This is a genomic window from Shinella daejeonensis (assembly GCF_024281235.1).
In the GTDB taxonomy this organism is placed as follows: domain Bacteria; phylum Pseudomonadota; class Alphaproteobacteria; order Rhizobiales; family Rhizobiaceae; genus Shinella; species Shinella daejeonensis.
The window spans coordinates 228,365-242,804 of the sequence record NZ_JAHWXY010000002.1 but is presented as its reverse complement, the minus strand read 5'-3'; the positions used below and the strand labels follow the sequence as shown (position 1 = coordinate 242,804).

The window sequence follows — 14,440 nt, the reverse complement described above, 5'->3', positions numbered from 1 at the left end:
GCTATTTCCGCCCTTTGCCTTTGAGGGCGTAAAGCGCGCGTGACCGCTCCAGATGCTTGATCATCGCTTTTTCGGCGAGATCGGCATCGCCCGTCTCGATGGCGCGGATGATTTCCTCGTGTTCGACGAGCGTGAAATTCTCGCGGCCGCTCCAGATAAGGAGTTCGGTATGATAGAACTTCAGCCATCCCAGCATCGCGCCGCTGACCGCCGCGAAGATCGGGTTCCCGGAAATCCGGGCGATGCACTGATGGAACTCCATATCCGCCTCGATGAAGGCGTCCGCGTCGCCGAGGCTTTGTTTCTGTTTGTCGAGCAGGGCGTGAAGTTCCGCGATCTGCTCCGGCGTGGCTTTTGCCGCCGCTTCGCGCACCATGCCGCGCTCGAAGAAGATGCGGGCGCTCTTCAGATGTTCGAGAGAGTCCGACGAGCCGGACAGCATCAGCTTGGCGGGCAGGTCGACCTGCCGGATGATGGTTTCGGCGGTGATGCGCAGCACCCTGGCGCGCTCGCCCTGCGATATTTCGACAAGGCCCTTGCCGGCCAGCGCCTGCATCGCCTCGCGGATGGCCGGGCGGCCGACACCGTAGCGCTCCATCAACTCCCGCTCGGAAGGCATTTCGTCGCCCGCCTTCAGTTCGCCGGTCTCGATCATCCGCTTCAGCCGCGCGAAGACCTCGTCGGAGAGTTTCTTGCGGACGATCGGTTCGGAAACGATATTCATGGGTCACCTGGATTCGATTGGCCCTGAGTATGCATCAAGCGCCGTCGCGGCAACAGCCGTATGGCCTTGGCTTGCAATCACATGAATACTTATTATACCAGTAGACATGCCGGCACAAGCACAGGGGACAACAACGTGATCCGTCTGACCTATCGCATAGAAACGCCCGGTTCGGTCGAAGCCATGGCGGCGAAAATCGCCAGCGATCAGTCGACCGGCACCTTCGTGGCGCTTCCCGGCGAAACGGAGGCGTTGAAGGCGCGGGTGGCGGCGCGGGTTACGGCCATCCGTTCGCTGGAGCCCTCGCGGCTGGCCTCGTTTCCCGAGGAGGCCGGCGGTGCGGCTTGCTTCCACCGGGCGGATGTCGATATCGACTTTCCGATGGACGCGGTCGGCACCGATCTTTCCGCGCTGATGACAATCGCCATCGGCGGCGTTTTTTCGATCCGGGGCATGACCGGCATACGGGTCGTGGACATGAAATTGCCGCCGGAATTCGCCAGCGCGCATCCGGGGCCGCAATTCGGCGTGACCGGCAGTTTTGCCCGGACGGGCGTGAAGGGCCGGCCGATGATCGGCACCATCGTCAAGCCGGCGCTGGGGCTGCGGCCGCAGGAGACGGCGGAAATGGCCGGCGAACTGATCGCGGCGGGCGTCGACTTCATCAAGGACGACGAGAAGCTGATGAGCCCCGCCTATTCGCCGCTGAAGGATCGCATCGCGGCGATCATGCCGCGCATTCTCGATCACGAGCAGAAGACCGGCAAGAAGGTCATGTATGCCTTCGGCATCAGTCATGCCGATCCCGACGAGATGATGCGCAACCACGACAGGGTGCTGGCGGCCGGCGGCAATTGCGCCGTGGTGAACATCAATTCGGTGGGCTTCGGCGGCCTCGCCTTCCTGCGCAAGCGCTCCGGTCTCGTCCTGCATGCGCATCGGAACGGCTGGGACATTCTCACCCGTCACGCCGGCCTCGGTTTCGAATTCTCCGTCTGGCAGCAATTCTGGCGCCTTTTGGGGGTCGACCAGTTCCAGATCAACGGTATCCGCGTGAAATATTGGGAGCCGGATGAAAGCTTCATCCGTTCTTACAAGGCTGTCAGCACGCCGTTGTTTTCGAAGAAGGATGTGGCATTGCCGGTGATCGGCTCCGGCCAGTGGGGCGGGCAGGCGCCCGATACGATCGCGGCGACGGGCGGTTCGACCGACCTGCTTTATCTCTGCGGCGGCGGGATCGTCAGCCATCCGGGAGGGCCGGGGGCTGGCGTGAAGGCGGTGAAGCAGGCCTGGGAGGCCGCGGCGGCCGGCATTCCGCTCGAAACCTACGCGCAAGAACATCCTGAACTTGCGCAATCCATTGCGAAATTCTCTGACGGCAAGGCAGCCTAGATCATGAACCGTCCCCTGATCAGTTACTATGGCGATGATTTCACCGGTTCGACCGACGTCATGGAAGCGCTGGCTTCGAACGGCGTCGAAACGGTGCTTTTCCTCAAGGTTCCGGAGGGTGATCTCCTGTCGCGTTTTGCGGCGGCGCGCGCCTTCGGCCTTGCCGGCACCAGCCGCAGCGAGACGCCGGAATGGATGGATGTGCATCTTGCGCAGGCGTTCGGCTGGCTGAAGACGCTCGATGCCGCACTTTGCCATTACAAGGTTTGCTCGACGTTCGATTCCGCGCCGCATGTCGGCAATATCGGCCGGGCGATCGAGATCGGCCGGATGATCCTCGGCGGCGGCCCCGTGCCGCTCATCGTCGGCGCGCCGCAGATCCGGCGCTATACGGCCTTTGGCGAACTCTTCGCGGCCTATCGGGAAAGCAACTACCGGATCGACCGGCACCCGGTGATGGCGCATCACCCCGTCACGCCCATGCGGGAGGCCAATCTGCTGATGCATCTTGCCCGGCAGACGACGCTTACGTCCGCCCTCATCGACAATGTCGAGCTTCTGGAAGCGCCGAGGCCCAGGGATGCCGCTATCCTGCTCATCGACGTGCTGGACAAAGCGACGCAGGCGGCCGCCGGAAATCTCCTGTGGAACCGGTTGCGGCGCGATAGCCGCTTCGTCTGCGGTTCCTCCGGTGTCGAATACGCCCTGATCCCCGCGTGGCGGGAGGCGGGGCTGATCGACGGCAAGCCTGCGTTTCGCGATGCCGGTCCCGTCGAGCGCATCGCCGTCGTCTCTGGCAGCGTTTCGCCGACCACCGAGCGGCAGATCCGCCATGCGGAGGCGAACGGCTTCGCCGGCGTTGCGCTCGATCCGCTCGCGCTTTCGAGGGATGAAGGGGGTGCGGCGGTCGCCGCCGCCGTCAGCGCGGGCCTCAAGGTTCTGGAAGAAGGCCGGAGCGTCGTCCTTTATACGGCGCTCGGGCCTGCGGCCGACCGGGGCGGGGAGCTGGATTCATCGGCCGGCGCGCGGCATCGTCTCGGCCGCGCGCTCGGACGTATCCAGTCGGCGCTGGTTTCCCGCGCGGGGCTTGCCCGCGCCGTCGTCGCCGGCGGCGATACGTCGAGCCACGCGCTGGGCGAGATGGGCATCTCGGCGCTCACCTTGCGGATGCCTCTGCCGCAAACGCCGGGTTCGCCGCTCTGCGTCGCGCACGGCGGACCTGTCGACGGCCTTGAAATCGCGCTCAAGGGCGGGCAGGTCGGCCGCGACGATTATTTCTCCATGATCCGCGCCGGCCGGCCCTGAGTCTTGCCGTTTACCCGTCAACCAGGCCCGTTTACCCGTCAACGGGACCTTACTGGGCCCGTTGCAAGTCGATCGACAGTTGCGTCCGGTCGGGATGGTGCCAGGATTCGTAATATTCGAGCACCTTCCCGTTCTGGTCGTAGGTAATCTCGCGATTGAACAGCACGTAGCTGTTCATCTCCACATGCAATTGCACCGCGATCGATTCGTCGTTCAGGCGCGCCATCTCGACCTGCCGCTTGCCGGTGGTGGCGACCGCGTCATGCTTGCTGGCGAGGTAGGTGTAGAGCGAGACGTCCCCGAGATCGTTGCTGCTCAGGAGGTCGGGAAACCGCGAATAGGGCAGATAGTTGCGAACCACCAGGAAGACCACGCCGTCGGCATAGCGCGTGCGTTCGAGAAACACCGCTTCGTCCTCGCCGAGATACCCGGCAATATAGGCAGGCGGGTCGATGCGTTCTTGCCGCAGCACCCGCGTGGTCAGCTTGAAGCCGGCCTTGGCCATGCTGTCGCGCAAGGGATCCAGTTGCTGCACGAGCGCGATCGGCACCTTGCGTTCCAGCACGAAGGCGCCCCGCCCGCGCTCCGTCTCGATCAGATTGTCGCGCGCCAGCGATTGCAGCGCCTGACGCACGACGCTTCGCGACACGTCGTATTGTTCACAAAGTTCGCTTTCCGTCGGCAGTTTGCTGCCGGGGCCGTAGACGCCGGAATCGATGGCTGCCCGCAGCGATTCGGCAAGCTGGAAATAGAGCGGGATCGGTGAATTTCGTTCGACACTCATGCGAATCTCTCTTTCTCCAGCAGCACGAAACCGGATTGTGCCCGTTGTTTGCCTGTCATGACAAGCTGACGTCCGCCACCCGCATGTGCGCCTGCGACGGCAGTTGACACTGGAAGATTAGTTTGATTATGATGTCCGTACAACATTACAAATGACCATTTGTGGAAACAGATGGGCTTTTGACGCCAAATCCGGGAGTTGCAAGGTGGATGTGAGTGAAGTTGTCATCGAGGGTCCGTCCGGCGCGCGCTCCCTGAGCCAGATCCGTAATTCCGGCCCTCATCCGTCCAATCCCGGCATTGCATTCTCGATGGATCCGGTCGAGGCGGTTCGCGTCAATCTTTCGGCGGCCGAAAGGCGCGTTTCCGCGCTTGCCGGACGGCGCACGGTCAAGAAGGAATGGCAGGCGGCCTGGCTGGTGCGGGCGATCGAATGCATCGATCTGACCACGCTGAGCGGAGACGACACGGAAGGACGGGTGCGCCGGCTTTGCGCCAAGGCGCGGCAACCGCTGCGCGAAGACATCCAGGCGGCGCTGGGGCTGGCCGATCGTGCGGTCACGACCGGCGCAGTCTGTGTCTATCATCGTTTCGTCTCCACCGCCGTCGAGGCGCTCGAAGGCAGCGGAATTCCGGTCGCGGCCGTTTCGACAGGCTTTCCGGCGGGCCTCTCGCCGCTCGATACCCGCCTCAAGGAAATCGAGGCCTCCGTCGCCGACGGCGCGCGGGAAATCGATATCGTCATCACCCGCGAGCACGTTCTGCGCGGCAACTGGCAGGCGCTCTATGATGAAGTGCGCGTCTGCAAGGCGGCCTGCGGCCCGGCCCATATGAAGACCATTCTCGCCACCGGCGATCTCCAGACGCTTCGCAACGTCTCCCGCGCGTCCTGGGTCGCGATGATGGCGGGTTCTGATTTCATCAAGACTTCCACCGGCAAGGAAAGCGTGAACGCGACGCTGCCGGTGACGCTGGCGATGCTGCGCGCCATCCGCGATTACCGTGAGATGACCGGCCATGTGGTCGGCTACAAGCCGGCTGGCGGCATTTCCACCGCCAAGGATGCGATGGCCTATCTCGCGCTGATGAAGGAGGAACTGGGCAACGACTGGCTTCAGCCGAACCTCTTCCGTTTCGGCGCCTCCTCGCTGCTGGCCGATATCGAGCGCCAGCTCGAACATTACGTCACCGGCCGTTACGCGGCCTTCAGCCACCACGCCATGGCCTGACGCCGGGCGAGGGGAGAAGCGAATATGTCGATTGCAGAGATACTTGAGACCATGAGTTACGGCCCGGCCCCTGAAAGCGACAAGGAAGCGCGCGCCTGGATCAAGTCGCTGGGCGGCGAGGCGAAGCTGTTCATCGGCGGAGCCTGGAAGAAGGCGAAGTCCGGCGAAAGCTTCGAGACCATCGCACCGGGTTCGGGCGAGGTTCTGGTGCGCATCGCGCAGGCGGGCGCCGCCGACGTCGATGCCGCCGTCAAGGCGGCCGCCAAGGCGCAAGGCCCCTGGGCGGCGCTGCCGGGCCATCAGCGGGCCCGCTATCTCTATGCGCTGGCGCGGCTCATCCAGCGGCACAGCCGTCTCTTCGCCGTTCTGGAATCGCTCGATAACGGCAAGCCGATCCGTGAAAGCCGCGATATCGATATTCCGCTCGTCGCGCGTCATTTCTATCATCATGCCGGCTGGGCGCAGATCATGGACGGCGAACTGGCCGACCGGGAGGCGCTCGGTGTCTGCGGCCAGATCATTCCGTGGAATTTCCCGCTGCTGATGCTGGCCTGGAAGATCGCGCCGGCTATCGCGCTCGGCAACACGGTGGTGCTCAAGCCCGCGGAATACACCTCGCTCACCGCCTTGCTCTTTGCCGAGATGTGCCAGAAGGCCGGCCTGCCGGAGGGCGTCATCAACATCGTCACCGGCGACGGTGCGACTGGCGAGGAAATCGTCCGCCATCCGGGCATCGCCAAGATTGCCTTCACCGGTTCGACCGAGGTCGGCCGCCGCATTCGCGAGGCGACCGCCGGAACGGGCAAGGGGCTGACGCTCGAACTCGGCGGCAAGTCGCCCTTCATCGTCTTCGACGATGCCGATCTCGATGCCGCGGTGGAAGGCGTGGTCGACGCTATCTGGTTCAATCAGGGCGAGGTCTGCTGCGCCGGCTCGCGCCTTCTCGTGCAGGAAAGCATCCACGACCGTTTCATCGCCCGGCTCAAGGCGCGCATGGAGACGCTGCGCGTCGGTGATCCGCTCGACAAGGTCATCGATATCGGTGCGATCGTCCATCCGGTCCAGCTCGAGCGAATCCGTTCGCTGGTGGAAACGGGTGTCCGGGAGGGCGCAAGCCTCTTCCAGCCGAAGGCGGCCACGCCCGATGCTGGCTGCTACTATCCGCCGACGCTTCTGACCGGCGTGCATCCGGCCTCGACGGTCTCGCGCGTGGAAATCTTCGGTCCCGTTCTCGTGGCGACGACGTTCCGCACGCCGTCCGAAGCGGTCGAACTGGCCAACAATAGCGAATACGGTCTTGCGGCCTCGATCTGGAGCGAGACGCTGTCGCTCGCCCTCGATATCGCGCCCAAGCTGAAATGCGGCGTGGTCTGGGTGAACGGCACCAATATGTTCGATGCGGGGGTCGGCTTCGGCGGTTACAAGGAATCCGGCTATGGCCGCGAGGGCGGCCGGGAAGGGCTGTCCGCCTACAGCCGGCCGAAGTGGCTGGCGAAAGCCGCGCCTATTGTCGAGAAGCCCGCCGCTCAGCCAAATGCGGAGCCGGTTTCCACCACTTTCGTCGACCGCACCGCCAAGCTCTATGTCGGCGGCAAGCAGGCCCGTCCTGACGGGGGCTATTCGCGGCCTGTGGTCTCGCCTTCCGGCGTGCTGGTGGGCGAAGTCGGAGACGGCAACCGCAAGGATATCCGCAACGCCGTGGAAGCGGCGCGCAAGGCTGCCTCCTGGAGCACGGCAAGCGAGCATAACCGCGCGCAGATCCTCTATTACATCGCCGAGAACCTCGACGCCCGTGCCGGCGAATTCGCCGAACGTCTTGCGGCGATGACCGGACGGCGCCGTCAGGACATGGCGCGCGAAGTCGCCGCCAGCGTCTCGCGCCTGTTTTCCTATGGCGCCTGGGCGGACAAATACGAAGGCACGGTGCACAAGCCGCCGATGCGCGGCGTGGCGCTCGCCATGAACGAGCCGGTCGGCACGCTCGGCATCGTCTGCCCGCAGGAGCCGGGTCTGCTGGGCTTCGTTTCCACCTTTGCGCCGGCCATCGCGCTCGGCAATCGCGTCGTGGTGGTTCCCTCTTCAAGCCAGGCCCTTGCCGTCACCGATTTCTACCAGGTGCTGGAGACGTCGGATGTGCCGGGCGGGGTGGTCAATATCGTGACGGGCGACCGGCACGCGCTTGCGCTGGAACTGGCGAAGCACGAGGAGGTGGATGGCCTCTGGTACTTCGGCGGGGCGGCGACAGCCGGCGCCATCGAAAAGGCGTCCATCGGCAATCTCAAGCAGGTCTGGACGGAAGTCGTGCAGCGTGACTGGTTCGATCCGCGCCTGGGCGAAGGCCGGGAGTTTCTGGCCCGCGCCACGCAAGTCAAGAACATCTGGGTGCCCTACGGAGAATAGGGCGCCTCCCGCCAATCCGTGCGGTGGCGTGAAAATGCTTCCGTGCCGGAGCGGAAACCATCGGACGAAGCGCGGGAACTATCGGACGAAAGGTGTCTCGCAGGATCATCTCGCCCCGTGCGCAGGCTGTCGAACGCGGCTTGCGGACGCATCAACTGGAGGAATATGCCGTGTATCTTGAACGCTTTCGGCTTGACGGCGAGCTGGCTGTAATTACCGGCGGGGGACGCGGGATCGGGCTTGCGAGCGCCGACGCGCTCGGGGAGGCCGGTGCGCGTCTTGCGCTCATCGAGCGGGATCCGGCTCTGCTCGAAGAGGCGCGTGCCACGCTGGTGGCCAAGGGCTATGAGGTTTCCGTGCACGAGGGCGACGTCACCGACGCCGACCGCATGCAGGCGATCGCCGACGAACTGGCCGCCCGGGGCGGCGCGTCCATCCTTGTCAACAATGCGGGGATCGCGCTCAGCGACATTCCGGCCGAAGACATGGAAGACGAACGCTGGCTCAAGGTCATCGACGTGAACCTCAACGGCGTTTACTGGTGCAGCCGCGCATTCGGCCGCCACATGCTGAAGCAGCAGCGCGGCGCAATCGTCAATGTCGGCTCGATGTCCGGCTTCATCGTCAACCGGCCGCAGCCGCAGGCGCATTACAACGCCTCGAAAGCCGCCGTGCATCACCTGACCAAATCGCTGGCGGCCGAATGGGCGCCGCGCGGGGTCCGGGTCAATGCCGTCGCCCCCACCTATATTGAGACGCCGCTCAACGCCCTGGTCGAGGACAACAAGCCCATGCTCGACCGCTGGATCGACTCAACGCCGATGGCGCGCATGGGCAAGGACCACGAGGTCGCAAGCGTGATCCTCTTCCTGTCTTCTCAGGCAGCCAGCCTGATGACCGGATCGATCGTGCTTGTGGATGGAGGATACACGCTCTGGTGAGTTCCGTGCGAGCCGGTCGTGTTCTTCACAATCAAGAGTCAATACGTCACCAAGGAGGAGTTCCTATGAATAACATCAAGTCGCTTTTGGCAGGGTCAGTCGCCCTGTTCTGCATGGGTTCTGCGGCCATGGCCGAGGACTGCAAGGTCGGCCTCACCATGCCGTCGCTCAACGCGCCCTATTTCGCAGCCCAGGTCGCCGCCGTCGAAAAGGCCGCCAAGGACAACGGCTGCGAAATCACCACGGCTGATAGCCAGAACGATTTCTCCAAGCAGATCAACGATGTCGAGGACATGGTCGCCAAGGGGATCGATATCCTGATCATCAACCCGCGCGATCAGGAAGCGCTGGTGCCGGTCGTAGATTCCGCCACCGCGGCAGGCGTGAAGGTCGTGGTCATGGACTCCACGCTCAATCCGAAGGCCAACGTCGTCACGCAGGTCCGTTCTTCCAGTGAGGAGAACGGCCGTCTGGTCGGTGACTGGATCGCCAAAAAGATGAAGGGCACGCAGATCAAGATGCTTCTCATCTCGGGCAACCAGGGCAATCCGGGTGGTCTTGAGCGCCGCATGGGTGTCGTTCAGGGTATCGTCGAGGGGCAGCTCGTCAACGAAGGCGCCGTCAACCTCCAGATCCTCGGCCAGGGCTGGGGCGACTGGGCGACGGACGGCGGCCTGAAGGCTGCCGAAGACCTGTTCCAGGCTCACCCCGACGCCAATCTGGTCGTCGGTGAAAACGACTCGATGGTCCTCGGCGCCGTGCAGGCGGCCAAGGCAGCCGGTCTGGAGAACATCCTGTTCGCCGCCGCCGCCGACGGCCAGCGTGAAGCGCTGGAGATGGTCAAGGATGGAAGCTACGGCGCCACCGGCCTTAACGATCCGGACATCGTCGGAAAAACCGCCTTCGACATCGGCTACAAGGCTTTCAAGGGCGAGGTCGCAGCTGATTTCCCGAAGCTCTATCTGACGCCTGCCGACGTCATCTCCAAGGATAACGTCGACAAGTACTACAATCCGCAGTCCGTTTTCTAAGCGAGACGAGAATGGACGGGTGCACCGGGAGACCGGTGCGCCCGCTGGAGCATTTCCAGCAAAAGTGTGAAACGGTTTTGCGTCCGGAAATGCGGCTAAAACAAAGAGATAGAGCGGTTCTACGATTCTGTGAAAACCGGAACCGCTCTAGAGGATCCCATGACCGATCTTGTCAGCCTAACCGGCATCAGAAAGAATTTTCTCGGCGTTCATGCGCTGAAAGGCGTCGACTTCAACCTGAAGGCAGGGGAAGTGCACGCGCTCGTCGGTGAAAACGGCGCGGGAAAGTCCACGTTGATGCGTGTGCTTGCCGGTGAAATCGCGCCGACCTCCGGTACGATCACGCTTGACGGCGAGGTCACGCAGCTTTCCGGCCCGCGGGATGCGACAAGCCGCGGCATTTCGGTGATCCACCAGGAACTGGCGCTGGCGCCCGATCTGACGGTCGCCGAGAATATTTTCCTCGGGCGTCTGCCGGGGGTCGTCAATCACGCCGCGCTGCGCAAGGCGGCGAGCGCCATTCTGAACCGTCTCGGCTTCGATATCGATCCGGGAGCGGAGGCCGGGACCCTGACGGTCGCGCACCAGCAGGTCGTCGAGATCGCCAAGGCGCTGTCCAACAATGCGCGCGTCATCGTTTTCGATGAGCCGACCGCGGTTCTCGCCAACAGCGACGCCGAACGGCTGCTTGCGATCATTCGCGAACTGCGCGCCGCAGGCGCCGGTGTCGTCTATATTTCCCACCGGCTGAACGAGGTCTTCGATCTTTCCGACCGCATCACGATCATGAAGGACGGCTCCCACGTCGAGACGGTCGAAACCGCCGCCACCGATGTGGACACGGTGATCGCCCGGATGGTGGGACGCCAGATGTCCGCCCTGTTTCCTCCCAAGGAAGGGCGCGCGCCGGGCGACGTCGTCGTCGACGTCAGAAACATCAATCGGGGCCGCAAGGTCCGGAATGTCAGTTTCACGGTGCGCGCCGGCGAGGTGGTGGGGCTTGGCGGCCTCGTCGGTTCGGGTCGTACGGAAGTCGCCCGCCTCATCTTCGGTGCGGACAGGATGGATTCGGGCGCGATCGAGTTGCATGGCAAGCCGCTACGTCTTTCCTCTCCGCGTGATGCGGTCCGGGCGCGTATCGGTCTCGTTCCCGAAAGCCGCAAGGAACAGGGTGTCATCCTGGAAGCGCCGATACGCGTCAATACGACACTCGCCAAGATCCGCAGCGTCACCCGTATGGGTTTCCTCAATGTCGGCAAGGAACGGCGGATCGCCAATGCGCTCGGCGCGGACATGCGCCTCAAGGCGTCGAGCGTCGAAGCTCCGGTTTCCAGCCTTTCGGGAGGCAACCAGCAGAAGGTCGCATTGGCGAAATGGTTTCACGCCGATTGCGAGCTGCTGATCCTCGATGAGCCGACGCGGGGCGTCGATGTCGGCGCAAAAAGCGAAATCTACAATTTGATCAACGATCTGGCCAAGGCGGGGAAAGCGGTCCTCGTCATTTCGTCCGAGCATCAGGAGTTGTTCGGTATCTGCGATCGCATCCTCGTCATGGCGGAGGGCGCGATCGTGGGCGAACTCGATGAGGACGCCTTCACCGAACATGAGCTATTGACGCTGGCGATGACCCAGTCGGCCAGGGATAGGGATGAGGCAAGTCAATGAGTAACATATCCGCCAGCGCAGCTACGCCGTCGTTCACCCCCCGTCTGGTGGAGGCTGTCCGCCAATACGGCACACTGGGTATTTTTCTGGTTCTGGTGATCGTCGCGTCCTTCTGGTCCGACGCGTTCCTCACCGAACGCAACCTGATGAACGTGGTGCGTCAGGTCGCCTCCGGCGCGGGTATCATGGCGGTCGGGATGCTCTTCGTCGTCCTGACGCGGGGCATCGACCTGTCGGTCGGCTCCATTGCCGCGGTCGGCTCGGTGCTTTGCGCATATCTCGTCGCGGTGCAGGGCTACAGCGTGCCGGTGACGATCCTGCTGGTCATTCTCGCAGGCTCCGCCTGCGGCATGGTGACCGGATTCTTCGTCGCCTACATGCGGCTGCCTTCCTTCGTCATCTCGCTGGCCATGATGGCGATCGCCCGCGGCATCTCGCTGATCATCAGCGCCGGCCGGCCGATCACCATGGGATCTCCGGGCGCCTCGCTCGTGGATTTCGGCAGCGGGTTCTTCCTCGGGATTCCGCAGCCGGCGATCCTGATGCTGATCATTTTCGCCATCGGCGGCGTGGTCCTGACCTATACGAGCTTCGGCCGTCTCGTCACGGCGATCGGCTCCAACGAGGAGGCCGTGCGTCTTTCGGGCGTGCCGGTGGAGCGCTACGTGCTGTCGGTCTATGTGATCAGCGGCGCGCTTGCCGCGATCGCCGGCATCGTCGCCGCAAGCCGCACCGGCATCGGCACGCCGCAGGTCGGCGTCGGCGCGGAACTGGACGTCATCGCAGCGGTGGTCATCGGCGGTGCGAGCCTCATGGGTGGACGCGGCGGCATGTTCAACACATTGCTCGGCGCGCTGATCCTCGGCATCATCACCAATATCATGAACCTCGCGGGCGTACCCGGCTATCACCAGAACGTCTATCTCGGCCTGATCATCATTCTGGCAATGCTGATCCAGTTCGTCACGGCCCGCTCGCGGCGCTGAGGGATCAACATCCTCCGCTTCGGCGGATCTATTCGGAGAAAAGCATGTCCCGTTCCTTTGGCAGTCCCGGTCGCTATGTGCAGCGCCGGGGTGAGATTTCCCGACTTGGCGAACATCTGGCGGATCTCGGCCGCCAGCCGCTCTTCCTCGTGGATGCGTTCCTTTACGACCGTTACGCCGAGAGCCTCGGCAAGGGGCTCGGCAGCGACTTCCAGTGCCGTTTTGAAAAATTCGGCGGCGAATGCAGCGATCGCGAAATTGCCCGCGTCACGAAGATCGCGTCCGACCATGGCGCGGACGTCATTGTCGGTATCGGCGGCGGCAAGACGCTCGATACGGCGAAGATGGCGGCGCACCGGACGAATGCACGCATGCTGGCCGTTCCCAGCATCGCCTCCACCGACGCGCCGACCAGCGCCGTCGTTGTCGTCTACACCGACGAAGGCGTGCTTCAGGAGGCTCATAATCTGCCGCGCAATCCCGATCTCGTGCTGGTCGATCCGGATGTGATCGTCGCCGCACCCGTACGGTTCCTGATGGCCGGCGTCGGCGATGCGCTCGCGACCTGGTATGAGGCGCGCGCCAATTTCGACGCCGGAACGCTCAACTATATCTCCGGCGGGTTTCCCGCGACACGCGCGGCGCTCGCCATCGCGCGGGAATGCCATGCGGTGATCCTGGAGCAGGCACTGATGGCGAAACAGGCGGCGGAAGCCGGCGTCGTCACCCGGGCCGTCGAGGATATCATCGAAGCCAATACTTTGCTCTCCGGTCTCGGTTTCGAGAACTGCGGTGTGTCGGCAGCCCATGGAATCCATGATGCCCTGACCGTGCTGCCGGAGATCCATGGCGTTCTGCACGGTGAGAAGGTCATCTTCGGCGTCCTTTGCCTGCTGGTGCTGGAAAACCGCCCGCAGGCCGAGATCGAGGAAACCCTGCGTTTCTGCCGCTCGCTCGGCCTTCCCATCACGCTGGCCGACCTGAACATCAAGGAAGACGTGCGCGCCAAGGTGCGCCGGGTCGCCGAGGCGGCGGTCAAGGGCAAGATCACGCATGCCACCCGCGCACCGGTCGGGGTCGAGGAAATCGAAGCGGCGATTCTCGCGGCCGATGCGCTCGGCCGCGCCGCCTGAAGCAGCGCTACTTTCACGGCCACTCCTGAAAAAGCACCCCGGGAGCGCTCCCGGGGTGCTTTTTGGTGCAGCCCGGTCCGTTCAGAAACCGCCGACCACGAAGCCGCCATCGACCGGCAGATCAGCGCCGGTAATGAATACGGCGGCGGGCGAGGCGAGGAACAGCGCGGTTCCGACCAGATCGTCCACCGTTCCCCAGCGCTTCAGCGCCGATCGCTGGGCGATCTTTTCCGCCGGAACCGGATCGGTCCACAATCCCCTGGTCATATCGGTCTTGTGATAGCCCGGCGAGATGGCGTTCACGCGGATGCCGTCGGGACCGAAGGCGTGGGCGAGATGGCGGGTGAGGCCGAGCACGCCGGTCTTGCTGGCGCCATAGGCGGGAACCAGCGGATCGCTGACATAGCTCAGCATCGACGCCGTATTGATGATGGAGCCGCGCGATGCCTTGAGCAGCGGCAGCACAGCCATCGCGAAACGCATCTGGCTGTTGAGGTTTACGTCCATCACTTCCATGTAGGTCTCGTCTTCGAACTCGGCTTCGGGACGGGCGATGCCCGCGCCGTTGACGAGCACGTCGAGCCTGTCGAGCGTGGCGGCAAAGCGCTTGATGGCTTCAGGGTCGCGCACGTCGACGCGCTCGAAGCGAATGCCCTCGTTTTCCGGGTCGGCACCGGCCGCCTTGAGCTTCGTTTCTGAACTGCCGAGCGCGATGACCGCGCCGCCGAGCCGGGCAAAGCCCTGTGCGATGGCAAGCCCGATCCCGGATGATCCGCCGGTGACCAGAACGGTCTTGCCGGCGAAAAGATCGGGCCGGAAGGTATTGACGATGTCTTTCATGTTTTCCTCCT

At 63.7% G+C, this 14,440-nt stretch carries 12 protein-coding genes; 9 read left to right on the top strand and 3 right to left on the bottom strand.

What is annotated here, in order from left to right:
* Nucleotide 1 precedes the first annotated feature (1 nt).
* Nucleotides 2–724 (bottom strand): transcriptional regulator NanR, encoded by a 723-nt coding sequence (locus KYK29_RS07740; RefSeq protein WP_254690313.1) that lies wholly within the window; start codon nucleotides 722–724, stop codon nucleotides 2–4.
* 135 nt (nucleotides 725–859) lie between these two features.
* On the opposite strand from KYK29_RS07740, the gene oiaX reads away from it, so the two are divergent.
* Both oiaX and KYK29_RS07730 read left to right on the top strand, forming a co-directional pair.
* Nucleotides 860–2,116: a 3-oxo-isoapionate-4-phosphate decarboxylase OiaX gene (oiaX, locus tag KYK29_RS07735; RefSeq protein WP_254690312.1), complete on the top strand. Its 1,257-nt coding sequence runs from the start codon at nucleotides 860–862 to the stop codon at nucleotides 2,114–2,116.
* Between the two features lie 3 nt (nucleotides 2,117–2,119).
* Nucleotides 2,120–3,421 (top strand): four-carbon acid sugar kinase family protein, encoded by a 1,302-nt coding sequence (locus tag KYK29_RS07730; RefSeq protein ID WP_254690311.1) that lies wholly within the window; start codon nucleotides 2,120–2,122, stop codon nucleotides 3,419–3,421.
* 49 nt (nucleotides 3,422–3,470) lie between these two features.
* On the opposite strand, the gene KYK29_RS07725 is transcribed toward KYK29_RS07730, so the two are convergent.
* Entirely contained in the window at nucleotides 3,471–4,205 is a 735-nt protein-coding gene (locus KYK29_RS07725) for a GntR family transcriptional regulator (protein WP_254690310.1), read from the bottom strand.
* Between the two features lie 310 nt (nucleotides 4,206–4,515).
* On the opposite strand from KYK29_RS07725, the gene deoC reads away from it, so the two are divergent.
* The 7 genes from deoC (at nucleotide 4,516) to KYK29_RS07690 (ending at nucleotide 13,589) form a co-directional block, all read left to right on the top strand.
* Nucleotides 4,516–5,433, top strand: coding sequence for a deoxyribose-phosphate aldolase (gene deoC, locus KYK29_RS07720; RefSeq protein WP_254690855.1), 918 nt, complete (start codon nucleotides 4,516–4,518; stop codon nucleotides 5,431–5,433).
* A gap of 24 nt (nucleotides 5,434–5,457) precedes the next feature.
* On the top strand, nucleotides 5,458–7,833 hold the full coding sequence (locus tag KYK29_RS07715; protein ID WP_254690309.1) for an aldehyde dehydrogenase family protein: 2,376 nt from the start codon (nucleotides 5,458–5,460) through the stop codon (nucleotides 7,831–7,833).
* Nucleotides 7,834–8,003: 170 nt separating this feature from the next.
* The gene (locus KYK29_RS07710; protein ID WP_254690308.1) at nucleotides 8,004–8,774 is read left to right on the top strand and encodes an SDR family NAD(P)-dependent oxidoreductase; all 771 of its coding nucleotides are present in this window, start codon (nucleotides 8,004–8,006) and stop codon (nucleotides 8,772–8,774) included.
* Between the two features lie 65 nt (nucleotides 8,775–8,839).
* Nucleotides 8,840–9,805: a substrate-binding domain-containing protein gene (locus KYK29_RS07705; RefSeq protein ID WP_254690307.1), complete on the top strand. Its 966-nt coding sequence runs from the start codon at nucleotides 8,840–8,842 to the stop codon at nucleotides 9,803–9,805.
* A 159-nt stretch (nucleotides 9,806–9,964) separates the two neighbouring features.
* On the top strand, nucleotides 9,965–11,470 hold the full coding sequence (locus KYK29_RS07700; protein ID WP_254690306.1) for a sugar ABC transporter ATP-binding protein: 1,506 nt from the start codon (nucleotides 9,965–9,967) through the stop codon (nucleotides 11,468–11,470).
* On the top strand, nucleotides 11,467–12,456 hold the full coding sequence (locus KYK29_RS07695; RefSeq protein ID WP_254690305.1) for an ABC transporter permease: 990 nt from the start codon (nucleotides 11,467–11,469) through the stop codon (nucleotides 12,454–12,456). Before KYK29_RS07700 ends, KYK29_RS07695 begins: the two co-directional genes overlap by 4 nt.
* A gap of 44 nt (nucleotides 12,457–12,500) precedes the next feature.
* A complete protein-coding gene (locus KYK29_RS07690) occupies nucleotides 12,501–13,589 on the top strand; it encodes a glycerol dehydrogenase (RefSeq protein WP_254690304.1) in 1,089 nt (362 codons plus the stop codon).
* 81 nt (nucleotides 13,590–13,670) lie between these two features.
* Here the strand turns inward: KYK29_RS07690 and KYK29_RS07685 are convergent, their stop codons facing one another.
* Nucleotides 13,671–14,429: an SDR family NAD(P)-dependent oxidoreductase gene (locus tag KYK29_RS07685; RefSeq protein WP_254690303.1), complete on the bottom strand. Its 759-nt coding sequence runs from the start codon at nucleotides 14,427–14,429 to the stop codon at nucleotides 13,671–13,673.
* Nucleotides 14,430–14,440 lie beyond the last annotated feature (11 nt).

Coding starts and splice junctions, on each gene's coding strand:
- deoC (WP_254690855.1), top strand. CDS start 4,516: ATGGATCCGGTCGAGGCGGTTCGCGTCAATCTTTCGGCGGCCGAAAGG.
- KYK29_RS07730 (WP_254690311.1), top strand. CDS start 2,120: ATGAACCGTCCCCTGATCAGTTACTATGGCGATGATTTCACCGGTTCG.
- KYK29_RS07690 (WP_254690304.1), top strand. CDS start 12,501: ATGTCCCGTTCCTTTGGCAGTCCCGGTCGCTATGTGCAGCGCCGGGGT.
- KYK29_RS07725 (WP_254690310.1), bottom strand. CDS start 4,205: ATGAGTGTCGAACGAAATTCACCGATCCCGCTCTATTTCCAGCTTGCC.
- KYK29_RS07695 (WP_254690305.1), top strand. CDS start 11,467: ATGAGTAACATATCCGCCAGCGCAGCTACGCCGTCGTTCACCCCCCGT.
- KYK29_RS07700 (WP_254690306.1), top strand. CDS start 9,965: ATGACCGATCTTGTCAGCCTAACCGGCATCAGAAAGAATTTTCTCGGC.
- KYK29_RS07715 (WP_254690309.1), top strand. CDS start 5,458: ATGTCGATTGCAGAGATACTTGAGACCATGAGTTACGGCCCGGCCCCT.
- KYK29_RS07740 (WP_254690313.1), bottom strand. CDS start 724: ATGAATATCGTTTCCGAACCGATCGTCCGCAAGAAACTCTCCGACGAG.
- KYK29_RS07705 (WP_254690307.1), top strand. CDS start 8,840: ATGAATAACATCAAGTCGCTTTTGGCAGGGTCAGTCGCCCTGTTCTGC.
- KYK29_RS07685 (WP_254690303.1), bottom strand. CDS start 14,429: ATGAAAGACATCGTCAATACCTTCCGGCCCGATCTTTTCGCCGGCAAG.